Origin of the sequence: Lactobacillus sp. ESL0225, from assembly GCF_003692905.1 — a bacterium.
Classification (GTDB): domain Bacteria; phylum Bacillota; class Bacilli; order Lactobacillales; family Lactobacillaceae; genus Lactobacillus; species Lactobacillus bombicola.
Window position 1 is genome coordinate 215,976 of sequence record NZ_REHK01000010.1, and the last position, 22,712, is coordinate 238,687.

At 35.7% G+C, this 22,712-nt stretch carries 20 protein-coding genes; 5 read left to right on the top strand and 15 right to left on the bottom strand.

Going from position 1 to position 22,712, the window contains the following annotated elements; genetic code table 11:
* The first annotated feature begins 393 nt into the window (after positions 1 to 393).
* Genes F5ESL0225_RS07085 through F5ESL0225_RS07095 form a run of 3 tightly spaced genes read left to right on the top strand, consistent with a single transcriptional unit; the run spans position 394 to position 4,150 of the window.
* Positions 394 to 1,233: a PRD domain-containing protein gene (locus F5ESL0225_RS07085; protein WP_122024974.1), complete on the top strand. Its 840-nt coding sequence runs from the start codon at positions 394 to 396 to the stop codon at positions 1,231 to 1,233.
* An 18-nt stretch (positions 1,234 to 1,251) separates the two neighbouring features.
* Positions 1,252 to 3,132, top strand: coding sequence for a beta-glucoside-specific PTS transporter subunit IIABC (locus tag F5ESL0225_RS07090; RefSeq protein WP_122024975.1), 1,881 nt, complete (start codon positions 1,252 to 1,254; stop codon positions 3,130 to 3,132).
* A 13-nt stretch (positions 3,133 to 3,145) separates the two neighbouring features.
* Positions 3,146 to 4,150, top strand: a complete 1,005-nt coding sequence (locus tag F5ESL0225_RS07095; RefSeq protein WP_122024976.1) for an alpha/beta hydrolase — start codon at positions 3,146 to 3,148, stop codon at positions 4,148 to 4,150.
* A gap of 71 nt (positions 4,151 to 4,221) precedes the next feature.
* On the opposite strand, the gene F5ESL0225_RS07100 is transcribed toward F5ESL0225_RS07095, so the two are convergent.
* From F5ESL0225_RS07100 to F5ESL0225_RS07155, 12 genes are all read right to left on the bottom strand, one after another.
* Positions 4,222 to 5,658, bottom strand: a complete 1,437-nt coding sequence (locus F5ESL0225_RS07100; RefSeq protein ID WP_122024977.1) for an FAD-dependent oxidoreductase — start codon at positions 5,656 to 5,658, stop codon at positions 4,222 to 4,224.
* Between the two features lie 63 nt (positions 5,659 to 5,721).
* Positions 5,722 to 7,587 carry an FAD-dependent oxidoreductase gene (locus F5ESL0225_RS07105; protein ID WP_122048148.1) on the bottom strand — a complete coding sequence of 622 codons (1,866 nt, stop codon included), beginning with the start codon at positions 7,585 to 7,587 and terminating at the stop codon, positions 5,722 to 5,724.
* Positions 7,588 to 7,617: 30 nt separating this feature from the next.
* Positions 7,618 to 8,838, bottom strand: coding sequence for a nitrate/nitrite transporter (locus F5ESL0225_RS07110; protein WP_122024979.1), 1,221 nt, complete (start codon positions 8,836 to 8,838; stop codon positions 7,618 to 7,620).
* 25 nt (positions 8,839 to 8,863) lie between these two features.
* Positions 8,864 to 10,348 carry an FAD-dependent oxidoreductase gene (locus F5ESL0225_RS07115; RefSeq protein WP_122048149.1) on the bottom strand — a complete coding sequence of 495 codons (1,485 nt, stop codon included), beginning with the start codon at positions 10,346 to 10,348 and terminating at the stop codon, positions 8,864 to 8,866.
* Between the two features lie 200 nt (positions 10,349 to 10,548).
* Positions 10,549 to 11,457 carry a LysR family transcriptional regulator gene (locus F5ESL0225_RS07120; protein WP_118896161.1) on the bottom strand — a complete coding sequence of 303 codons (909 nt, stop codon included), beginning with the start codon at positions 11,455 to 11,457 and terminating at the stop codon, positions 10,549 to 10,551.
* A 123-nt stretch (positions 11,458 to 11,580) separates the two neighbouring features.
* Positions 11,581 to 13,383 carry an FAD-binding protein gene (locus tag F5ESL0225_RS07125; protein WP_122048150.1) on the bottom strand — a complete coding sequence of 601 codons (1,803 nt, stop codon included), beginning with the start codon at positions 13,381 to 13,383 and terminating at the stop codon, positions 11,581 to 11,583.
* Positions 13,384 to 13,528: 145 nt separating this feature from the next.
* Positions 13,529 to 14,497, bottom strand: a complete 969-nt coding sequence (locus tag F5ESL0225_RS07130; protein WP_122048151.1) for an asparaginase — start codon at positions 14,495 to 14,497, stop codon at positions 13,529 to 13,531.
* Between the two features lie 106 nt (positions 14,498 to 14,603).
* Positions 14,604 to 14,924, bottom strand: coding sequence for a carboxymuconolactone decarboxylase family protein (locus F5ESL0225_RS07135; RefSeq protein ID WP_122048152.1), 321 nt, complete (start codon positions 14,922 to 14,924; stop codon positions 14,604 to 14,606).
* On the bottom strand, positions 14,924 to 15,337 hold the full coding sequence (locus tag F5ESL0225_RS07140; protein WP_090092545.1) for a cupin domain-containing protein: 414 nt from the start codon (positions 15,335 to 15,337) through the stop codon (positions 14,924 to 14,926). The genes F5ESL0225_RS07135 and F5ESL0225_RS07140 overlap by 1 nt, the downstream gene beginning before the upstream one ends.
* The gene (locus F5ESL0225_RS07145; RefSeq protein ID WP_122022260.1) at positions 15,330 to 15,767 is read right to left on the bottom strand and encodes a MerR family transcriptional regulator; all 438 of its coding nucleotides are present in this window, start codon (positions 15,765 to 15,767) and stop codon (positions 15,330 to 15,332) included. The genes F5ESL0225_RS07140 and F5ESL0225_RS07145 overlap by 8 nt, the downstream gene beginning before the upstream one ends.
* A gap of 245 nt (positions 15,768 to 16,012) precedes the next feature.
* On the bottom strand, positions 16,013 to 16,585 hold the full coding sequence (locus tag F5ESL0225_RS07150; RefSeq protein ID WP_147440990.1) for a MucBP domain-containing protein: 573 nt from the start codon (positions 16,583 to 16,585) through the stop codon (positions 16,013 to 16,015).
* Positions 16,586 to 16,741: 156 nt separating this feature from the next.
* Positions 16,742 to 17,434 carry a 2,3-diphosphoglycerate-dependent phosphoglycerate mutase gene (locus F5ESL0225_RS07155; protein WP_090092548.1) on the bottom strand — a complete coding sequence of 231 codons (693 nt, stop codon included), beginning with the start codon at positions 17,432 to 17,434 and terminating at the stop codon, positions 16,742 to 16,744.
* Between the two features lie 156 nt (positions 17,435 to 17,590).
* On the opposite strand from F5ESL0225_RS07155, the gene F5ESL0225_RS07160 reads away from it, so the two are divergent.
* A complete protein-coding gene (locus F5ESL0225_RS07160; protein ID WP_233551954.1) occupies positions 17,591 to 18,379 on the top strand; it encodes a hypothetical protein in 789 nt (262 codons plus the stop codon).
* A gap of 138 nt (positions 18,380 to 18,517) precedes the next feature.
* A complete protein-coding gene (locus F5ESL0225_RS07165; protein ID WP_122048153.1) occupies positions 18,518 to 19,486 on the top strand; it encodes a Gfo/Idh/MocA family protein in 969 nt (322 codons plus the stop codon).
* Between the two features lie 97 nt (positions 19,487 to 19,583).
* Here F5ESL0225_RS07165 and F5ESL0225_RS07170 read toward each other — a convergent pair whose 3' ends face one another.
* The 3 genes from F5ESL0225_RS07170 to F5ESL0225_RS07180 all read right to left on the bottom strand — a co-directional run bounded on the left by F5ESL0225_RS07170 (position 19,584) and on the right by F5ESL0225_RS07180 (position 22,576).
* Positions 19,584 to 20,702, bottom strand: coding sequence for an SLAP domain-containing protein (locus tag F5ESL0225_RS07170; protein WP_122048154.1), 1,119 nt, complete (start codon positions 20,700 to 20,702; stop codon positions 19,584 to 19,586).
* Positions 20,703 to 20,741: 39 nt separating this feature from the next.
* Positions 20,742 to 21,968, bottom strand: coding sequence for a glucosaminidase domain-containing protein (locus tag F5ESL0225_RS07175; RefSeq protein WP_122022264.1), 1,227 nt, complete (start codon positions 21,966 to 21,968; stop codon positions 20,742 to 20,744).
* Between the two features lie 107 nt (positions 21,969 to 22,075).
* Positions 22,076 to 22,576, bottom strand: a complete 501-nt coding sequence (locus tag F5ESL0225_RS07180) for a sigma-70 family RNA polymerase sigma factor (protein ID WP_122048155.1) — start codon at positions 22,574 to 22,576, stop codon at positions 22,076 to 22,078.
* Positions 22,577 to 22,712: the final 136 nt, after the last annotated feature.

Sequence of the window (22,712 nt, forward strand, 5' to 3'; positions counted from 1 at the left end):
TCTGATAAGAAAATATTTTGATAGCGTCTCTGATAGCCCTAAATGTCAGCGTTATATACCCTACTAGTAATTAGCTAATTTATTTTAGAAATAATAAAAACAGTATTATTTAATAGTAAATACAAGATTAATCTATAGCAAGTATAAATGTTTAAAAATAATACATACTTAATTATAATTAATTAGTTTTTTTAAAAATACACTTATCTCTTTGTACAAACATTGTAAGTGATTAAATTTTATTTGCTTAATATTTTGTAAGCGGTTATAATGATTAATGTAAAAGAATAGGGATAGTTACAGGTAAAGCTGGCGTGGCCTACTAAATCAATCGGTTTAGTGGGCCTTTTTGTTTATCTACGGAGGAAATAACTGTGACAAAAGGAGTTTGAAATGATTATCAAGAAAAAATTGAATAACAATGCTGTTATTGCCTTTGGTCAAGACGGTATTGATCAAATTTTGACTGGTAAGGGTATTGGCTTTATGAAAAATAGAGGAGATAAAGTTGATCAGGAAAGATTAGAAAAAAGGTATAAATTAAGTACTGCTGAGCGGCAAAATAAATTAATTAGTATTGTTGGCACAATTCCTCTACAGTACTTAGACTTTACTGATCGTATTGTAAAAAAGTTATCAATTAAATTAAATGAAACATTTGACGACAATATTTATATTGCTTTGACTGATCATATCTATTTTACCGTTTCCAGATATCGGAACCACGAGAGTGTCAACACATCCCTTTTATGGGAAGTAAAGGACATTTATCCAAAAATATATCAACAGTCTTTAAAAATTTTACAGGAAATAAACAAAGAATTTAACGTTGATTTAACAGTAGATGAAGCAAGACTGCTGACCTTTCATATTGCAGACAATTTAAAAACTAATGAACAAAATTTTGATGTTGGGGATTCGATTAAAATGGTCACCGATATGCTTAATATTGTTAAATATTATTTCAATATTGAATATGACAAAAATTCTTTAGAATATACACGTTTCATTATTCATTTGAAATTTTTAACTAAACGTATCTTAGGCAAAGAAAAACAAACCTCAGAAGCAGTTTTTTTCTACTCTGAATTACCGCAAAAAATGCCAGAAGCTTTTAAATGTATGCAAAAAATCAAAGAATACATCTTAAAAACGCAAAATTTTGATCTCTCAATTGGTGAACAATCATATTTAACTATTCATATTCAACGAATTATTTTAAATCATAAGTAACAGAGAAAAGAGGAAAAAATGAATAATCAAGAAATTGCTCAACAAGTTTTAAAAAATTTGGGTGGTGAAAACAATGTCATCACTTGTACACACTGTGCAACTAGACTACGTTTTACCTTAAAAGACATACAGAAAGCTCAGACCGCAACAATTGAGAAATTACCTAGTGTAATTTCAGTTGTTAAAGCAGCTGGACAATACCAAATTGTCTTCGGACCTAAAGTAATTGACATTTATAATGCAATGAGCGACATTTTGCATATGAATAAGCAGTCAGAGGAAACTAAACCACAGCACAAAAATATTTTTGATGCTCTAATTGATTTAGTTTCAAGTATCTTTACTCCTATTTTGTATGTTTTAATTGGCTCTGGAATTATCAAGGGATTACTGTCCATTTTTACTTCATTAAAGTGGATGAGTGCAACCTCTGGCACCTACGAAATATTCAACGCTGCTGGTGATAGTTTGTATTACTTTTTACCAATGATATTAGCTATTACCTGTGCACAAAAATTTAAAACTAATCTTTTTGTATCAATTACAATTGGAGGAGCGTTAGTTTATCCTAATATTGCTGCCTTATACGGTAAAACTATTCAATTTATGCATCTTCCAATTGAAATTGCAACATTTAAAAGTAGTGTTTTCCCAATTATTTTTGCCATTTTCACCTTATCTTATTTAGAAAAAGTGTTAAAAAAGGTTATTCCAACATCAGTCGAAAGTATTTTTGAGCCATTAATATCTTTACTTATTTTAGTGCCTCTAACAATTATTGTTTTTGGACCAATTGGCTCTGCTTTAGCCGATGGGATTGCTAGTTTTTATATGTATTTATATGGTTTAAGCAAAGTAGTTGCAGGCGGGTTCATTGGTTTCTTTGCCCAAGCAATGGTAGTTTTTGGTATTCACTGGGGGCTTTTCCCAATTATTTTTTCAAATATTCAAAAATATGGTTTTGATACTATCTTAGCAGTCTTTGGGCCAAGTATTATTTCTCAATCTGGAGCGGCATTGGGGATTTTCTTGAGAACTAAAGATTCTAATATGAAAAAAATTGCTTCATCAGCCACTTTAATGGGTTTCTTTGGTATTTCTGAGCCTGCAATTTATGGCGTTACTGTAAAATATAAGCGTGCCTTTTTAATGGCAATGATTGGCGGTGGTATTGGCGGTGCAATTGCTGGTGCAGCAGGTTCTAGAGCAACCGCAGTTGCTGTTGCTAGTGTCCCTAGTTTTCCTGTTTATTTTGGTCATGGCTTTGCCCAGTTTGTTATCGGATATTTTATGGCATTCGCTATTGCTGCAATTTTGACTTACTTCTTTGGCTATGATTCTAGCATTGATAATAATAAACAAGTAATCGCTGATACATTAGACAGTCAGCCTGCTGCTTATAGCAGTAATTCTAATCAACAACAAGAATCATGGGCTAAACAGGAATTAGTAGCCCCGGTTGATGGCAAAACAATTCCATTAGCAGATGTCGATGATGAAGTCTTTTCCTCTGAATCACTCGGCAAAGGTGCTGCCTTTTTGCCTATATTAACCACTCAAAAAGTTATTGCCCCCATTGCTGGTGTAGTAACAGCTACTTATCCATCTATGCATGCGTATGGTATAACTTGTTCAGATGGTCGCCAATATTTAATCCATATTGGTATTAATACTGTAGATTTAAATGGTAAGTATTTCACAAATGGAATTGTAAAAGATACAAAAGTTAAACAAGGCGATGAGCTGTGTACTGTTGACTTTGCCAGTATCTCTGCAGCAGGTTACGATTCTTGTGTTATTATAACTTTGTTGAATTCAACTGCTAAAACTAAAGTTTTACTTAATGCTGACAGTTCATGTAAAATAGGTCAATCTGCTTTAACTTTTAGTGAAAACTAATTAGGTGATTAAAATGATTATTAAAAATTCAGCTTATGGCGAAAATTATGGTTTACTTGATCCAGTTGTTCTAAAACGAACAAAAAAAAAGAAGCCATTTTCTGATAGAAAAGCAGAAAAAAATATTAACTTTGCAAAGATTGATTTTGCTGCAATTAGACAGGGAATGGGATCACCAAATCAAGATCTTACTAAAACAAGAGTTATTGTCAAAAGTATTCTAATTAAATGCAAAAAACGTTATATTCCTGCTTTGGTTTGTCATCCAGCCAAAACTAAAATCACTAAAAATGCTTGTCTCTATTTACATGGTGGCGGATTTATTGGTGGTAGCAGTACAATGATGCTTAACCAGTGCAAATTAATTGCTGAAAGGGCTGATTGTACTATGATTTCTCTAGATTACCGCTTAGCTCCAGAAGCGCCATTTCCTAACGCTCTTGAGGATACATTAGAAGCGCTTACGTGGACTATTAATCACCAAAAAGCTTTAGGCTTTGCTAATTCAAAAGTATTTGTTGCTGGTGACAGTGCAGGAGGAAACTTAGCAGTTGAATGTGGTTTATTGGATAAGGGCCATCGTATTAAGCAAATTATTTCAATTTATGGCGCTTTAGACTTACAAGAACCAGCTATGACCAGTTATCACTGGAACTATGCCAACTACGAAATGGATAAACATCAACAGGACTATATCCATACTAGAATAAATAAAATTATGTATATTAATAATTTGATGCGTCCACTCTATGCTAGAAGTCAACCTGTTACCAATCCATTGATTAGTCCAGTTTATGCAACTGACTTTACCAATATGCCGGTTGTAACTTTAATCGAAGCAGAATTTGATTATTTTTTGCCAAGTAATCATTTTTTTGCTAATTTACTTAACCAAAATAGTATAAAAGTTCAAGAGATTCTATATAAAGGGCTAGATCATGGGTTCTTTGATCGTTTAGGCTATCTTAAACAAACAGAACAAGTTTGTGATGATCTCGCTAACATTATTAAAAATTAATTCAAATAAAAACTGCTAAACCAGCATAAGTACCTTACTCAATGGTTTAACAGTTTTTTTAATTATTAAAATTACTTATTAACTATACTTTGAATAGCATTTCGCCCAGAGAAAACACAATATCCAGCATGGGTTCCCGGCACGTTAACACCGTATGTATCGCCATAGAGAACTGCGGAACCATCACCACCAATTGCATATAAGCCTCTAATTAATCGTCCTTCAGTGTCTAAAACCTGATTATTGACATTAACCCGCAAACCATCACCTGTAGTATAGGCTCCAACACCTAATTCAATTGCATAAAATGGACCATTGCCATCAACAGGTAATAGATATTTAGCAGGTTTATGGAAATCCGTATCTTCGCCGTTTGCTGCCATTTCATTGTAATGTTTTACGTATGAAACCAGATTTGGTGTATCGATTTCTTCTGCTAATTCCTCAAGGGTATTAGCTTTGTGTAAGTACTCACGACCATCTTTTTCAGCCTGCTCTATATCATCACGCAAGGTTGGATAACGATCTTCCGGTACAAAAGGCTTCATTGATCTTGGATATGATTTGTCTGTAAAGTCATCTAAGATCTTTTGACTAAAAATACAAAAAATTCGATCTTGGCGATTCATAGCATTGCCTTCATTAGCCCAATTAACAACCGCTGCGCTTTCATCAACAAAGCGTTCGCCCATTTCATTAACCCAACATTGCGGTTGATCACATACAGAACTCCAAATCGCTGTCCCCCACAACTTATAAGCAGGAATGGTCGGGTCTTTTAATTGTCCCCCGAACATCATTGCCATTCCAGTAAAGAATTTCTTGGCACCCAAATTCCATGCTAAGCGCAGACCATCACCGGTATTTTTGCCAGAATTAACAGGAATAATATTTTGCGGATTTTGATGAGCAGTGCTGGCTAGTAATTCTTGATCGTTCAAATAACCCCCAGTTGCCAAAACTATATTCTTAGCTTTAACAACTCGCTCTTTTTCATCAATCATTTGAAGTAAAGTTACTTCATAAGAATTATCAGTTTCTTGCTTTAAATCGATTACCCGCGTTTGCGTAACCAGCTTCACACCTTTTTCTTTGGCATATGGCTCCAAGCCATTATGAATTGCGTCATGGCCTTTCCCTTCAAACAAATGCCATGTTTTAGCACCATCACCGAGTCCGGCAACCATCGTAATTTTAGCGCCTCGCTCTTCAAGCCAAGAAACATTCGTACCCGCTTGATCAATGTACTTTTGCCACATTCTGCCATCGGCACGATAATGAGAATAATTTAATTCTTCTTGTAAAAGCTCTTTTTTGTCAATAACCGCATCTTCTTGCTTTTGTATTACTGAATCAGCAGCAAACACCCCTTCAACATAATTACCTGTACCACCTGTCGTTTTTCCTTTTTCAACAAGTAAAGTTTTTAAGCCTTGATCACCAGCTTCGGCTGCTGCGGCAAACCCAGCAAGACCAGCACCAACAATTACTACATCATAATCTTCCATTCTTTAGACCTCATTGCTTTAGTAAAGAACATGGTCAATTCAGTTAATCCATGCTTTTTAAATTTAATTACTTTCTTTAGCAGTTTCTGCTGCATCAATTCCTGCTAAACGACCAGAAATGTAAGCAAAACCTAGAGTACCACCTTCAAAATCAACATAAGCTTTGCCATACATCCCGGATGCATCAGCACCAGCAATATATAAATTGGCAACTGGTTCGCCGTCAGGCTTCAATGCGCGCATCTTTTCATCAATTGTGGCACCGCCTAGAGTCCCAAGATTACGGGCAATAAACTTAACAGCATAAAATGGGCCCTGTTCAACTGGAATCATGCGCTTAGTGTCAGAGAAGAATAACTCATCTTCCCCCTTCTTCTTAGCTTCATTGTACTGGTCAACTGATTTTTGCAAATTGATTGCGTCAACTCCCATCTGCTCAGCCAATTCAGGAATGGTCTGACCAATAAAGACAACATTCGTTGATGATAATTGTTTCAAAAGAGTCGTAAAATCAGTCTTTTCTTGCTCACGCTTAATACTTTCATCAGTATCCGTTGGGAAGTTAAATTCCATGTAAAATTCGCGCTTGTTCTTCCATTTGCCATAGTGATCTTCAATTGCGACCGTGCCGCCTTCCTTAATCTTATCAAGCATGGCCTGATCTAAAATAACAAATTCGGTTTGCTGCGGTTGTTCAGATAATTCCGCTCCGTGGACTGCAAAGTCTAAAGCATGGGTTTCACTAGCATAACGTTGACCGCGCTTATTGACCCGCAAATTAGGAAAATCGGCTAAAGCATTTAATGGCATCCAACTAGGACCAACTAGCTTAGCCATTGCTCCAATTTCCTTATTACTAAAAGTTTGCCAAAAATAATGAGTTGAACCATTGATATGACGGGCAGTGCCAGCTGACCAAGCCATATTTAAACCATCACCGGTATTTTGCAAAACCTGCCCTTGGGTACTAACATCACCTAGATATTCTTTACGCATTTCGGCATTACCACCAAAACCACCAGTTGCAATAATGACCTTTTTAGCGTTGACTTGTAATTCCTGCTTATCACTTTGTGCAATTAAACCAATAACTTGTCCTTGATCATTTTGCAATAACTTCTGCCCGGCAAAGCCAAAGTACATTTGTCCACCGAGAGATTTAAACTTTTCAATCAGTTTGGTAACGGCTTTTGTACCACCTTCTTGATAACCATGCAAAGTTGCCGGCATCCCAATATGATCGAAACTGCCACCTGTTCCGGCATCAACCAACTTCATAATTGCGCCATTTTCATTGAGCCAGTCAGCCGTTTTTCCAGATTCATCAATAATCCGGCGTACTAAAATTGAATTCATATAGCCTTGAGAAGCATCCATATACTCATCATAAAGCCACTTTTTAGAAACGACTTGGTCTTGATCTTTTTGTTGCTGACTATCACCGGCAAACATCCCACCAGCAAAGGTACTAGCACCAAGGGGGGAAATGGTTTTTTCTAATAATGCAACACTTGCGCCATGCTGTATGGCAGCAAGTGCTGCAGCTACACCGGCTCCACCTGCACCCACAACTGCAATATCAACCGTAATTTCCCTTTTAGTAGTTGTACTAGTTTGAGCACTATTTTCTTTTAAAGCAGCAAAATCAACTTCAGCTTTAGTCAAAGCACTTTTGACACCTTCAATAATCCCGCGCGAAGTTTCAGATGCCCCTGAGACTACATCCACATCAATTGACTGCTGATCAACAATCTTTTGCGCCATCTTCTGAAAAGCATTATCTGCTAAACTATCTGGAGCATATCGATCAAGTGAGTTTACCCTAATAATTTGGTCACTACCCACCTCAACTTCAAGGTTGATTTGACTCTCTTTTCCTTGTCCTGAACCGGTATATTTACCTGGCTTATCTGTAATTTTTTTGGCCATTTTAAAAATCCTCTTAATTTAAATTAGTTACTATTTACGCCGCCGTGCATCATTTGCGTCTGGCAAAATAGCAATGAAAATAGCAGTTAACATCAAAACAATACCTTGAATAATAAAGGTCAACATATAGTTGCGCCCAGCAACCAAAGAAATAATAACTGGAATACAGTATGAGAAAAGTAATGATACAGTGCCAATTAATCCACCAGCAGAACCCGCATACTTCGGTCCAATTTCTGGAAAAGTAATCGGCATTGCTTGCATCAATGGGCCAGTCATTGCGCCAAATAAACCACCTAGAACCAAACTAATAATTAGAGGTAAGCCTAATGGAATAAACCATGTGATAGCAATTAACATCCCAGCTAAAAGTGTCACTAAAATCATCAACGGCTTTGCCTTTCTTGCTTTACCAATAATTGCAGGACCAAAAAGAGAACCACATAGACTACCAATAGTTGCAATTGCAGCAATTGTATTGCCTTGAACAGAAGATAAACCTCTGGCAGCAAAAGCTGGTGGCATAATACTTGAAAATGCTTCGCTCGCACCCATTCCAACACCGACACTAATTGCAACAATCCATGTCTTCTTACTACGAGCTGCAGCCTTGAAAAATTCCATTGATGATTCAGTATGATCTTGCTTTACTGCTTCAGGGGGAAGTTTTTCACCTGCAGGCATATCTTTCATAAAAAATAACCAGCAAATTGCCAATACAAGTAGCAAAATCGATGAAAACATATAAGCTGATTGTACACTCGGAAATCTTGGACTAGTAATCCGAGATAAGATGATGCCAACACTAGCAGACGCAAAGAATATTCCCATTGCAATGTTTGTATCTTGTTTAAACCACATGCCAAAAATTTTTAAAGTATTGGCATTTAATAACGCCATATAGACACCAAACAGTAGTAACATCAGCATCATAGTCATAAAGTTATGAGCAATTAAGCGACCAAATGCACCGATAACTGAAATAATCAAACCAATTGAAACAATTTTTTTAGCACCAAACTTATCAGCTAAAGTACCTGCTGGAATACTCAAAAAAACCGCAATCAACATTGGTGCCATAACTAGGCTTTGAAATTGAGCAGTCGAAATATGAAGCATTGGCATAATTTGAATAGCTAAAGCTGAGATTTGAAATTGAATATAATTACTCGTTAAATCTAGTAAGGCGACAATGGTCAAAATTACCCAGCGATAATTTGAAAGCTTGGGCATTTGTCTTTCATCCATCATTTTTAAAACTCCTTTTTAAATTAAACTAATTTTCTGCTGCGAATTGACCGGCTAACCTACCGAAAGTTTGTGCGTGACTGCAAGTTAAGCCCGGAACACGGTCTGGATATGAGCCCCAGAAGAAACCACCACTAGCATTACCTGCTGCATATAAGTGCGGAATTGGGTTACCATCTTTATCAATCACTTCCATCTTAGAATTGATTCGTAAGCCATCAAGCGTCGCTAAAAGTCGTCCCCCCATTATGACGCCATAATATGGACCATGTTCAACTGGGTATAATCTGAATTTTTCTTTGCCAAAATCAGTATCTTTACCTTGCTTACACATCTGGTTATACCGTTTAACTGTTTCAACCAACTTATCTTTTGGTAAAGCTAATTTTTCAGCCAGTTCTTCAATCGTGTCAGCCTTTTGTACCATTCCATCATCAAGGCGGCGTTGAATTTCGGCCTTATTTTCTTCAGTATTATAAATTCCTGGCCAACCTAAGCGAGAACAGCCTTGCGTATCAAACTGCGCTAAATGATCCATAGTTTCTTCAGACCAAATTTGTGCTTCAAGATAACCAGGTTGTTTTGACATGGCATTAATATCAAATTGATAAGGAACACTTTCATTACCGAAGCGTTCACCATTTAAATTAACCTTTAGTAAGGGATAGGCACCTAACCAAAAGTACCCCGGACCTTTAAAGTCAATTTTATAAAAATCTTCAGCCTTAGTTCCTACCGGCACCGCCCCGCGATCAAAAATAATTTCAGCGGGTTCTTCATCTCGCGCTGCGCCTACTTTTAGACCAGCAAGAATACCTGAGCCATCGTCACGTGGTCCATCAGAATAAACATTCTTCTTGTATCCAAGTGGATTCCATTTCTTCATTAAATCAACATTGCCACCATAACCGCCAGTACAAATAATAACGCCCTTAGTGGCTTGATATTGTGTTTTTTTACCACTAGCACGGTCACTAGTAATAACGCCAGTTACTTTTCCTTGATCATTGGTTAAAATTTCTTCCATCTTGGTATTGTACTTAAGCATCACACCTAATTGCTGCGCTTTATTGAGTACCCACTCACCATAGTGCGCCCAACCATTATCTGGCGTAGCAATTGCTAGTTCAGTATTAAAAGCGGTATTAACGATAGTTTCATAGTGAGCATCTTTTTGTGGTCTTAAAACACCACCATTTGGTTTCAAAATCTGATCTTCAAGCCAATTAGCTGTTTCATCAGCATGGTTAGCCCAAGTCCAAAGTAATCGTTCATCAACATTGTCTTGGAAAAAAAGTGTTAAAAAATTTAATAATTTAGCTTTATCAACCTTAATTCCTGCTCTTTTTTGCGCATTGCTATTAAGTGCTGCAAAAAAAGAACGAAAGAGAAATTGTGAACTTCCTTGCTTATCAATTAATAAAACCTTGGTCCCTTTTTCAGCCGCTGCACACGCTGCCATTGCTCCCGAATTACTTGCCCCAGCAACGATTACATCATAAGTATTCTCCATTTTTATCCCTCACTTTTAAAGTAATCTTTTAAGCACTTTTATCATACTATCAATTTAGTGAATCTTTGCACTAAATTAAGAATTTAAGATTACTAAATGGAATAATTACCAAAATGATAAAAAATAAGTAACAAAAAATGCTTGTATGACGCCCTTTTTTCTAGACTACAAGCATTTATTTAATATTTTTAATTTGTGCATTATTTATTTTTTTGCTTTAAATATTCTGTGATTGCTTTATTTAAAGTCGTAATCACTTCTTTTAAAACCGACTCATTAGTAAAAGATTTCATATAGGCAATGCCATATGGAGAAATATCATGATAATCGATTGGGACATAGCTGATATCAGTAGCTTGATAATCAGCAATAAAATTAGGCAAAATACCATACCCCCAACCGCCACGAACATAAATATTCATTGCCAAAAAATCTTGAACAAATTTAATATGATCCATTCCCATATGGTTAATCAACTCATTTTGAAAATTGACCTGTACATTAAGTGAACTATTTGGATCGAGCAAAAACAAATCCTGTTTAATCAAATCTGATAAAGAAATTACTTTTTTTTGGGCCAATGGTGAATCAGGGGGACAAGCTACTACTACCTGACCCTGAATTAAAGGTTCAAACTGAACGTCATCTACCACATTGACATCGTCACGTGCAATAGCGCATAAATCAACATGATGATTAAGCAACTCGCCAATTGAGTTATTTAGAACAAAAACAAACTGGATATTCAAATTACTTCCAGCCTCGCGTAACTTACGCAAAAAAAGGGGCAAAACACTTTGCTCTAATGGCGTATCACAGACACCGATTCGCAAGAGGGTCTCTGGGTCATTTCTTTTACTTTGTAAATAGGCAACAGTATAATCCATATCATCTACCACATTACGTGCCACACGATAAAAATATTTACCCGCATCCGTAAGTGAAATGCGATGATGCCCCCGGTTAATCAAGGTTACGCCGATAGTATTTTCTAAGTCTTTAATATTCTTGGAAACTGCTGATTGAGAAAAGTTCATTCTCTCTGCTGCAATTGTAAAACTTGAATTATCTACAGCCTTGATAAAGCAACGTAACTGAGTAAAATTCATTTTTATTCTCCGCCATCAATAAATTCTTTATTCAAAATATAATTACTCTATTTTACTCATTATAACTAAAGTTTTTTGACTACACAAAAAGATCATTACTAATAATGACCTTTTTAACTATCTTTATTTAATCTTGCTTAAGGCATCATTAACGGCATCCCGTAGTCCCCTACTGGTACTGGAAGCACCGGTAATTGTATCAACATCAGTACGATTTTGCTTAACCATTTCCTTAGGTAAAATCTCAATTGCTTTTTGTCCATAATCAGCTGATTCTGCCTGCTTCAACACTTCAATTTCTTGCAAATTCTTATTTTCATCAACAGTAACTCGGACTACAATTTCGTCACCCATACCGCGACTTGAACGACCAATGTATTGATTTTTAGCTGTGGGGTAAGTTTCCCGCCTTAAATCAGAATTTAAATGTTTCTCACTTACCGAAGCACCACTTGCCACGTCAGCTTCATTAGCCAATTTTGGTATTGCAGCATTTTCCCCAGCAATCTTACCCCAAATCAAACATTCGGCTAAGTTGCCACCACCTTGGTATTGATTGGCACTAATCCCACCTAATTCTCCTGCTGAATATAAGTGTGGAATTACTTGACCCTTAGTATCGATAATCTCAGCTTTCACATTTCTTCTGGGACCGCCTTGAGTATTAAGCATCGTTTGTTCCAGCTTAACTGCAAAAATTTCAGCTCCAGTAAAAGCTTGTAGAGTAGTTGACGCACGATGAAATTCGGAATCGTTATGTTCTTCACATGCATGATTAAACCTAGCTACCGTCTGATTCAAGACCGCTGGTTCAATTTCAATTTTTTCTGCTAATTCTGCTGGTGAACTAGCACTAATTATCTGATTATAATATGGTGCATAGCTACCAATTATTGGATCGTGATCAAGCTCCTCTTTCTTCTTGCTGTCAAAAATTAGATAGGGGTGGACTTGATTCATTGGCACTTTCCATTGACCATGATTCTTAATATGGCCATGTCGATTTTCTTCTGCTTCATTAAAATATCTTGTACCATCATCACCAATCACAAATGCGCTACCATGAGCAACTTTTTCATTTTGTTCACCTAACATTAAACGACCGCGCTCACCTTGAGGTACAGCAAAAGCCATTCCGTGTAAGAGACCCAATGACTCAAAATTATGCATATGCCAAAGATCAGCACCAACTTCTTGTGCCAGCCGAACACCATCACCTTTATTGTAAAGTGTACCTAAAGGAGCTAATTTTTTTGCTCCTAAATAATCTTCAACCATGCGCTGATTATTTTCAAAACCGCCAGTAGCCAGTACTACACCATTTTTAGCTTGAACGTTTAGCCTCTTATTATCACGTTCAATTACAACGCCCTCAATTACTCTAGTTTGACCATTTTGAATTAATTCAATGGCTGATGTATTATACAAAACATCAATCTTGCTTTGTCTTTTGCTTACTTGATTTTTTAAAATTTGCCATAAAGATGCATCAAACCATGATTTGGCGACCGTTGTAAAATCATGCGTTTCTGAACCTTCATATTCAGGAAATTCTTCGAATGCCCAACGTGATTGAGGTGCATAGTCTTTAGCACTGCATGGTTCTACTTCTAAATACTTAGAAACATATTCAGGCATTGCCACCATACCTTTAACATAAGTGTCAATCATCTCTTCATCTAATGACATCGGTGCTGTTAGTTGTTGATAATATTTTTTCATTTTGTTAAAATCTTCACCAGTTCCCAATAGCTGAGCAGAATAACGCGTATTCCCACCCTCATGGCCTTCTGGAGCAGCATCGACCAACAAAACCCGCGCATCTTGGTCCGCAGCAAAACGGGCAGCTGTTGCCCCCGCGCCACCAAATCCTAGTACTACAACATCATAATTGGCATCCCATTCAATATCTGCTTGGTAAATCATAAGCTTTCTCCTATATGCAATCGCTTTCATATATTTTATGAGAATAATAGCACATATTACAACCTCAAACAACCAATAATTTATAGTTATTCATTATCTGTAAGTTAGAAATAAAAATCGTTCATCAGTGATGAACGATTTAAACTTAATTATTAATATATTTTTTTAATTCTAAGCCTGATAAGCCTGCACTCAAGCCAACCAATAATTTAATTCTCGCCTTTTGCCCATTTAAGCCCCGACAATAAATAATTCCCATCTTATTTAAGTTAACTCCGCCGCCTTGATAATCATAAACCGGCTCAGCAATTCCATTAAAGCAACGTGAAACTAAAACTATTGGAATCTTATGCTCAACAAGTGCTTGAAGCTCTAGTAAGGTTTCAGGTGGCATATTACCAGCTCCTAAAGCCTCAATTACAATACCATTAGTTGCGGTCTGGTTCAAAGCCCGAAACAATTCCGTTCCCATCCCTGCGTAAGCTTTAACTAAAAATACTTGATCAACTACATAATTAATTGGTAGATGTTGTTGCGGTTTAATTGTCTGTACATAATTGACATGACCTTCTGAAACAATACCGATTGGTCCAAAGGTTGGCGTGCGAAAAGTGGCAACATTTGTAGTATGGGTCTTAGTTACATAACGTGCTGAATGAATTTCATCATTCATAACTACGACCACGCCTTTACCCACTGATTCTTTGGAACTAGCTACCATGATTGCCGTCCGAAAATTATATAGACCATCACTTCCAATTTCATTAGAAGAGCGCATTGCCCCTGTGACTACTACTGGCATGTTACTAGAAATAGTTAAATCTAAAAAAATTGCGGTTTCTTCTAAGGTATCCGTCCCGTGAGTTACCACCGCACCATAAAATCCCTCTGCTTCAGCCTGACGAATTCTGAGTGATAACTGTAACATTCGTTCTGGATTCATATGCGGCGAAGGTACATTAAAAATTTCTTCAGTTACTAGTTCAAGTTCACTTTTATTTTTTAGAGAAATATTAGCGAGTGGATTGCGTTCATTGGGTTTAATCTTACCTGATTCATCTTCTGACATTGAAATTGTACCGCCAGTATGTAAAATAAGGATTTTTTTAGTCATAATTGGTAACCCCTTCATCAATATAAAAATGTTGTTTTTACTTAAACACATTATAGCCGATTTGACTGGCTCTATTGCTGAAGTAGGACAATTTTAAAACAATTACTTATTCTCCATAAACCTCTTTTACCAAATCAAAAGTCGACCAAGCTTTAGGCCAGCCACAATAAAAGGCTAAATGAGTAATAATTTCAACCATTTCTTCTTTAGTTACCCCGTTATTTTGAGCAATTTTCAGATGCGCTTTTAATTGCGGAAAAGCACCTTGAGTCATTAAAGATGCGCAAGTAATTAAACTACGTTCCCGGGCAGATAATTGCTTTTCACGTGACCAAACTTGACCAAATAAAACATCATCATTCAATTCAGCAAACTTCGGGGCCAGCTTACCTAAATTAGCACGTCCAGCTGTTTGTTTTTTCATCATTAATCCTCCAATTGTTGATATACTTCATCTGGTACTGGTTCAAGCCATTCTGGTGTACCACTTGTAATAGCCACATGCGCAAACCAACTATCCTTAGTCGCTCCATGCCAATGCTTGACTCCATCATGGACTACCACAACATCACCTGGATAAAGTTTTCGAGCCGGTTGACCCTCTGCTTGATACCAACCTTCACCAGCAGTTACCAATAAAATTTGAAACCCACCATTATGTTTATGCCAGTTATTACGACATCCAGGCTCAAAACTAACATTAGCTACATTAACATTGAGCTTGGGATCAGCTACTAAATTTTGCAAATAGCTTTGTCCAATAAAATATTTTTGGTAGGCCGTATTTTTTTCACCTAATGCAAATAGGGCTTGCTTAACTTCATTTTCATGTTTAATCATTTTGTTTCCTCTCCCTAATTCGATTTAAATAAGCTACAAAAGTTTCATCATCGGCAATGGTTGCATTTTTCTTACCTTCGTACCAAGCAATTTTTTGTTTAACAATGGTTAAACTATTTTTTAAATTAAATAATTGCGCTTCAGCCTGAACTTGGACTTGCTTGAGTAAAGCTAGGCGCTGACTAATTGTCTCATCTCCTTGAGCGCGTAAATCAACATATTTTTTCAGGTCAGTAATGGTCATCCCCGTGTCTTTTAAATGTAGGATAAAATTTAACCAAGCTAAATCTGCATCAGTATAAAATCGTTGACCCAAACTATCACGTTTTGGCGCCAACAAACCTTCTTGCTCATAATAACGCAAAGTTGCTGCTGGCAAATAAGTTACCTGACTAAATTGACCGATACGATACTTATTCGCCCTTCTCATTAATTACTCCTAATTTTAATTTAGACAAGAATACTGTCTGTTTTTACTAAATTATAGGATAACCATACCCCTTAAAGTTAACTTTAAGTCAAGTATTTTGGATGTAAAATATTTGGTTAGTAAATTTAGTAATTATAAAAACCGCTAGTTACAAGCGACTAGCGGTTTGATTTCTTTTTTTATAGCTCAATTAATATCAATTATTAATTCTGGTAAACTGGCCTAATTAACCCAAAAATGTTCCACTATTTTGTGTTCTGGGTTGGAGCTTGATAAGCACTATCCTTAATATAAATATACTTGACTACTTGTGCTTCCGCTTTAAAGCGTCCTTTAGCATTATCTGTCCGCTTTTTTAGTAAATAACCTTTAACCGGCTTGAAGATCGAAGCATAACTAACTCCTTCTTTCCCCCTTAAAATTTCACTTTGGGCAATCAAATTATTATCCTCATCCACATAGTTAACTAGAACCTGGCAATTACTAGTAGTTCCAGCTGTTGAATGCGGGGCTGAAACTTCAGGTTCAGTCACAGTCTCACTAGCAGCTGTAGTAACTGGTAAAATTTCTAATGCCGATGCTTGCTTATTAGACAATTTGTTTTTGTCAAAATTACACAATTTTTGTACAGCATTACCCATTACTTGCAATTGTTGCTTAGCTCTTTTTTTAAAGTTAGTTCTGTCAGCTAACAAGTCAGACCAAGAGATGTGCTTGTCTTTCAGTGATCGCTGTTGAAAATAAAAAAAGCTAACTGCCGCTGAAAGTACAATGCCACTCAACATTAATTTGGTGTGATGCTGATCGCTTCTTTTCATTTTATTCACCAATTACCCCTTCAATAATACAAAAAAATAAACTTTGCTTATAGTATAGCAAGTTAATTCAATACATGCACCGTTTAATAACTATAAAAAAATTTTATAACAAAAAAGACCATTCAGATTCCTCTAAAATAGTCTTTTACTGATTAATTAATCATCTAGCTTTTCTTTGTTAACAACCTTTAATTTGTCATCAAAAGTGTAGACAACTGGTTCACCAGTCTTCATTTCCAAATCCATAATATCTTCATCAGAAATGTTTTCAATGTACTTAGTCAAGGCACGAAGTGAATTACCATGAGCAGCAATAATAACGTTCTTACCAGCTAGTAAGTCAGGAGCAATATGATCTTCCCAGAATGGCATTACTCGCTCTAAGCAAACCTTTAAATTCTCTGTCCGTGGAATGATGTTCGGATCAAGATCAGCATAACGACGATCGTGCACTTGACTAAATTCTGAATCATCTTCCAATTTTGGTGGCAAAACATCATATGAACGACGCCAAATGTGAACTTGATCATCTCCATATTTGTCAGCAGTTGCTTGTTTATTCAAACCTTGCAAACCACCATAGTGACGTTCATTTAAACGCCATGATTTAGTTTCTGGTACCCATAGTTGGTCACTTTCAGCTAAAGCATAGTGCAAAGTCTTAATTGCACGTGTTAAAACTGAAGTATAAGCTTGGTCAAACTTAAGACCATGCGCTTTAATTAAACGACCAGCATTTTTGGCTTCTGCAACACCTTGTTCTGAAAGGTTAACATCAACCCAACCAGTAAACTTGTTTTCAAGATTCCATTCACTTTGTCCATGACGGATCAAAACTAATTTTGACATGAAATATCTCCTTTGCAAATTAAAAGCTTCACTTATTATTTTACACATTTAAATTTTGTTTTCATAGGGTTTAGAACTAAAAATCGTTTTTTAATTTAACATTTTACGATACAATAGAGATATTAATGATTATAAGAAAAGAGATTTTTTAACAAAATGAGATTAAAAAAAGTATTACTTGGTATGGGGCTCATTGTAGCACTGATTAGCAGTGGTTGTGCAGCACCAAAAAAGCCAGCTGAACCGGTTCTGAACAAATCAACCGTAATCAAAAAGTCACAACAAACTTTTAAAAGTGGCCAAGCCAAGCAGCTAATTAATTTAAAAACTGATACGGAAAGTCAAGTTATCACTTCTACATATACCTTTGGTGGTAATCCAACTATTTTTCATTTGAATTATCAAACTCAAGCTAAAGGCAAAAGCAGTAATTTAGAGGAATGGATCAGTAATACTAATAAGGCTTATATTAATGGGCAAAGTACGTGGTATGTTACTCCCCTTGATAAACTAACTGGACATTCATATAACGATATTGTCGACGCTGTTATGAATAACAAAATGCTACTAGATCCACCTAATAAACTCATTAATGCCTATCAAATGAAGCGGTCAAGTAATAAATATACTTTAACTGCAACACTTACTGATAAAAAAATAATGCAAGCTGCCGTTCAGCCAATCTTTAGGACAAATAACCAAAGCAAAAAACAATTACCAGCTTATAAACAACTCGCTCAAAAAGGGACCTATCAAAAAATGGACGTTAAACTTGTTGTTAAAAAGCAAAAATTGGCATCTTTTAGTTATAAAGTATATATGAAAATAGGAAAAATGATGCAACTTGAAGTTGGTCAAAGCTATGCCAATATTGGCACCCATGATTTTTTAAAGATGCCAAACAATGTTTTAGATGCGAAGCCTTTACCGCAAAAGAAAAAATAAAACTAATAAAAACACACTATAACCTTAGTTATAATGTGTTTTTTATTTTAGAGAGACAGGCACGCCTATTGCCCATCTATATCGAATCATCTAAGATTGAAGTAGTAATAGATATAATTTTTAAAAGGAGGATTATTCATGAAATTAGGAATCATTGGTAGTGGTATGATTGTACACGATTTTTTACAAACAGCAGATAAAATTGCCAATATGAAAATAACCGCTATTTCAACCACTGAACGCAGCCAACACGTTGCCCAAAGTCTGGCCAAACAATATAACATTAAAGATGTCTTTACAAATAACGAACTTTTATGTAACGATAACAACGTTGACACTGTTTATGTGGCTGTACCAAATTCATTACACTACCAAGTAGTAAAACAAGCTATTTTAGCTGGTAAAAATGTAATTTGTGAAAAGCCTTATGTAGCAACAGTTGCCGAAGCTACTGAACTCAAGCAATTGGCTGACCAGCATAAGGTAATTATTTTAGAGGCAATTACAAATATTCATTTAAAAAATTATCAAGCAATCAAAAAAATAATAAATAAAATTGGACCCATTCACATTATTTGCCTCAATTATACTCAATATTCTAGTCGTTATGATGACTTTTTAGCCAATAAAATTGCGCCTGTTTTCGACCCCACTAAGGGGGGTGGAACCTTAATGGACCTAAATATATATAATATTCACCTAGTAGTTGGTCTTTTTGGCAAACCGATTAGTGTGCAATATTATCCAGTTATGCAAAAAGGTATTGATACTTCAGGTAGCTTAAATTTAGTTTACTCAGATAAGCAGGCCATTCTTATTGCAGCTAAAGACTGCTATACTACACCCCGTTCTTTTATTGAAGGAGAAAAAGGTTCTATTTATTTTGATGGATCAACAGGTGTTATTAACGACTTTACAGTTGAAATGCGTAATGGCGAAACTAACCGCTTACGTTTTAATCAATATTCACACCGTATGGCTAGCGAATTCAATGATTTCAGTAAAATTATTGATCAACATGATCAGCAAATGGCTAACAAATTATATGAGCATAGTACTGCTGTCATTGATGTTTTAGCTAAAGCTAAGGCATCGATTAAAAATTAATTTTTCTACATAAAAAAACAGTCCAAGGAAACAACCTACATCACTAAATAAAACGGTTTTAGCGATTAACTAAAAATTTCCTTTGAACTGTTTTTAATTACTTAAAATTAGTTACTTTCACAAATTGGTTAGCATTAATTGGATAATAAAATTCACCTGCAATATTAATAGGACTACCATAAACTTTGACGGCTTGATCACATTTAAGTTCCGGCTCATTCATAAGCACACCAGCTGTATCATAAATATAAGCATCCTGCTTCAAAGTTCGCTTTGTACCAATAATATTACTTGCATCAACATATTGATTATCATCAATTTTTAAGTATGGCTTACCATTTATAGTCTTAGACCCACTCAAGGTTACTTGCGTTCCAGCTAGCATTAATGGGGCACTAGTTAACTCACCGTTAGCATCGTAAATATAGGAATCGTGCATCAAAGTCTTCGTTCCTGTTGTTTCAGATTCATTTATGCTAGGATTATCAGTTCTATCATTTTTAGGATTAGGACTAGGTTCTGCTCCTTGCAAATTATAGTAATATTTCAGTAAGGCATAAAATTGATCCATTGAATAACCCCACCTAGCAAAGTAATCATCAGGATCAGTATGATTTGTTCCACCTAAAAAACGGGAGACTGCATGATGTGACCAAACTGTACCCTTGCCTGTATTGCAGGCGTTACTTGGTTTAATATTATAACGATGAAGTAGCTTAGCCGCATAAATTGCATCATTATTTACACTTTTAGCAAATTTAGCACGCGTGTTCTCTTGGCATAATTCAATTTGAATATAGCGATTGTTAGCAATTGCTCCTGCACCCCATACACCATAATTTGGCGTCATCATTTGGATTACCTGGTCGTGATCGACAAAGGCATGCACATATGAATACATGTTCTTCCACTCACGATTAAAATAAATTGCCTCATTATAAGCTGATGCACCAGGAGTGGCTGTTTCGTGAATAACAATTCCTTCTGGCTTACCCTTACGGTACTTAATTTTGTTACCATTAGCATAAAACTTATTATAGCGAATATTTTGTGTTTGCAACATTTTATATAAAAAAGTAACATTGCTATAACTATTTTGCTTAGCAATTGAATTTACGGTAGCAGCTTCAACTACTTGATTTTGATTTATTTTAAAAATAGGGATAACTAAACCTACTCCGATAGCAATAGTAGTTATTAGTTTCTTTATCTTCATCTAAAAGTTAGTTCCTCATTTCTTGCTGATAGGGGTTGGTTAATTAAGGCTAAAATCTGCGCGCTTAATGTATTGGTTGACCCCAATACGGTAATATTGCACACCATAAATAGAGACTGCTGCCCCATAAGTGGCCACAGATTTACCTTTTTTCATAATTTCTTGGTTATCACGATTACCATAATTATTATAAACATAGGTATCATGTTTTAAAATTCTCATTGTACCATCAATATTGCCACCGGCAAGGTAATGGTTTTGCCCAATACGGTAATATTTTTTATTATTAATAGTCTTGGTACCATAAGTAGCAATTACCTTGCCGTTACCACTAACCTTAATGGCTTTCATACCTTTAGCTTTGTTACCTTTAGCATCGTAAATGTAAGCTGTATGCATTAAAGTCTTGTTAACTTTCTTTTCATTCTTTGGTGCCTGCGCTGCCGGTGGTAAGGCACTACCCATTTCCAAAACTGAGTCATTTACCCAGCCTTTACCTGAAATATATAGGCGTTGTTTACCATTATAAAAAGTAATGGTCTTAGTAACTGTCACCGCATCACCCTTACTAATCGAATCAGTCTTAGTCGTTACACTGTGATCAGTTGGCCAAGCATAAGTTGCACCTGACTTTTTAACAACATAAGACTTGCTGGTACTAGACACTTGCGGATCATATTGGGTTAAATTGTAAGTTGTAATTCTATTATTTAAGATGGTGTTGTAGTTATTGGCAGTCGCATATGTTCCTGTCAAAGCTTTAGTTGCATCAGTATATGCAGTGGCATTTTCAAGCCAAGCACCCTGATAACGGTCAGGTTGCCAAGAAACACCTTGGCGCAACTTCTTACCATTATCATCAAATGAGTTTTGATAACTAGGATATTTTCTAAATTTAGCAACGATATAATAGCTCTTGCCGTTTTTATCTTCTTCTCGCGTTCTCGCTGCATACGTTTCACCTGGCCAGCTATCATCAGCTTTCATGCCAAATAAATTATTAGCGTTCACTGCTAACCCTGATTGTCCCCAATTAGATTCAACAATTGCTTGTGCAATCATAACTGATGGGTATAAACCATATTTTTTAGCAACTTTTTGTGCTTGTGAAGCTGCAGTATTTAAAAATGTTGCTTCATTACCTTGAGCTGCTGAAACTGGCTTAGTTTGCCAAATAGAATTGGCAATCAGGTTGTTGGTAACCGGTCCAACAGCAGTTGTTGCAAGTACTGCTGCCGAAATACCGGTGATTAGTTTCTTTTTCATAAATCATGTTTCCTCCTTAACTGACACTTTTATTGTATCGAGCAATCTTACTATAAACAATAGATTAGTTTTAATTGTAGTCAAAAAGTAATATTGAATACGTTATATTACAAATCGTAATCTAAAATCAAAATTTTCCGTAAATGGACTAATAGCTGACGTTTAACTCGTTGCAATTGTACTCGATTAATCTGATTCTTTTGTGCAATAGATGTAATTGATTGTCCATTAATTAAATGACTATAAAATAACATTCTTTCAGTATTGTTCAGCTTAGGAAGCTCTTGTATTAACGCCAAGTTGAGCTCAGGACTACTAAATTGTCTATTTGTTATTAATAATTTCAAAATATGTTCAAGATTTTGGTTACGCTTTTCTTTACGTAATAAATCGATTGTATGCCAAACTACTTTTCGAAAACTCAAGCGGTTCAATTCCCTTGTCAACTTTCCATGCAGTTCAATCATTCCAGCATAAGTGATAATTCCTTCTTGAAATAAATCTTCATAACCTTGATAAGTTCGGCTAACATGTACATATTTCAAAGCATCTCGGACTAATTTTTGATTATGCCAAGCCAGCAAAAATGCCTGCTCACTAATCTTCATTTGTGACATTCCTTTCAATATATTGTCACAAGCGCTTGTGCATCATCAGATTAGCAAGTTTAAATTAATTCTGAAAACCATAATTAACCTGAGCTAAAATGCCATTAGCTTAATTAACCTTATTTTCTAGTATTAT

What these genes read in the sequence shown, in the direction of transcription:
- F5ESL0225_RS07180 (WP_122048155.1), bottom strand. Translation starts at nt 22,576, where the DNA reads ATGAAGATTAGTGAGCAGGCATTTTTGCTGGCTTGGCATAATCAAAAA.
- F5ESL0225_RS07170 (WP_122048154.1), bottom strand. Translation starts at nt 20,702, where the DNA reads ATGAAGATAAAGAAACTAATAACTACTATTGCTATCGGAGTAGGTTTA.
- F5ESL0225_RS07160 (WP_233551954.1), top strand. Translation starts at nt 17,591, where the DNA reads ATGAGATTAAAAAAAGTATTACTTGGTATGGGGCTCATTGTAGCACTG.
- F5ESL0225_RS07150 (WP_147440990.1), bottom strand. Translation starts at nt 16,585, where the DNA reads ATGAAAAGAAGCGATCAGCATCACACCAAATTAATGTTGAGTGGCATT.
- F5ESL0225_RS07095 (WP_122024976.1), top strand. Translation starts at nt 3,146, where the DNA reads ATGATTATTAAAAATTCAGCTTATGGCGAAAATTATGGTTTACTTGAT.
- F5ESL0225_RS07100 (WP_122024977.1), bottom strand. Translation starts at nt 5,658, where the DNA reads ATGGAAGATTATGATGTAGTAATTGTTGGTGCTGGTCTTGCTGGGTTT.
- F5ESL0225_RS07135 (WP_122048152.1), bottom strand. Translation starts at nt 14,924, where the DNA reads ATGATGAAAAAACAAACAGCTGGACGTGCTAATTTAGGTAAGCTGGCC.
- F5ESL0225_RS07115 (WP_122048149.1), bottom strand. Translation starts at nt 10,348, where the DNA reads ATGGAGAATACTTATGATGTAATCGTTGCTGGGGCAAGTAATTCGGGA.
- F5ESL0225_RS07090 (WP_122024975.1), top strand. Translation starts at nt 1,252, where the DNA reads ATGAATAATCAAGAAATTGCTCAACAAGTTTTAAAAAATTTGGGTGGT.
- F5ESL0225_RS07120 (WP_118896161.1), bottom strand. Translation starts at nt 11,457, where the DNA reads ATGAATTTTACTCAGTTACGTTGCTTTATCAAGGCTGTAGATAATTCA.
- F5ESL0225_RS07165 (WP_122048153.1), top strand. Translation starts at nt 18,518, where the DNA reads ATGAAATTAGGAATCATTGGTAGTGGTATGATTGTACACGATTTTTTA.
- F5ESL0225_RS07130 (WP_122048151.1), bottom strand. Translation starts at nt 14,497, where the DNA reads ATGACTAAAAAAATCCTTATTTTACATACTGGCGGTACAATTTCAATG.
- F5ESL0225_RS07105 (WP_122048148.1), bottom strand. Translation starts at nt 7,587, where the DNA reads ATGGCCAAAAAAATTACAGATAAGCCAGGTAAATATACCGGTTCAGGA.
- F5ESL0225_RS07140 (WP_090092545.1), bottom strand. Translation starts at nt 15,337, where the DNA reads ATGATTAAACATGAAAATGAAGTTAAGCAAGCCCTATTTGCATTAGGT.
- F5ESL0225_RS07155 (WP_090092548.1), bottom strand. Translation starts at nt 17,434, where the DNA reads ATGTCAAAATTAGTTTTGATCCGTCATGGACAAAGTGAATGGAATCTT.
- F5ESL0225_RS07085 (WP_122024974.1), top strand. Translation starts at nt 394, where the DNA reads ATGATTATCAAGAAAAAATTGAATAACAATGCTGTTATTGCCTTTGGT.
- F5ESL0225_RS07125 (WP_122048150.1), bottom strand. Translation starts at nt 13,383, where the DNA reads ATGATTTACCAAGCAGATATTGAATGGGATGCCAATTATGATGTTGTA.
- F5ESL0225_RS07175 (WP_122022264.1), bottom strand. Translation starts at nt 21,968, where the DNA reads ATGAAAAAGAAACTAATCACCGGTATTTCGGCAGCAGTACTTGCAACA.
- F5ESL0225_RS07110 (WP_122024979.1), bottom strand. Translation starts at nt 8,838, where the DNA reads ATGATGGATGAAAGACAAATGCCCAAGCTTTCAAATTATCGCTGGGTA.
- F5ESL0225_RS07145 (WP_122022260.1), bottom strand. Translation starts at nt 15,767, where the DNA reads ATGAGAAGGGCGAATAAGTATCGTATCGGTCAATTTAGTCAGGTAACT.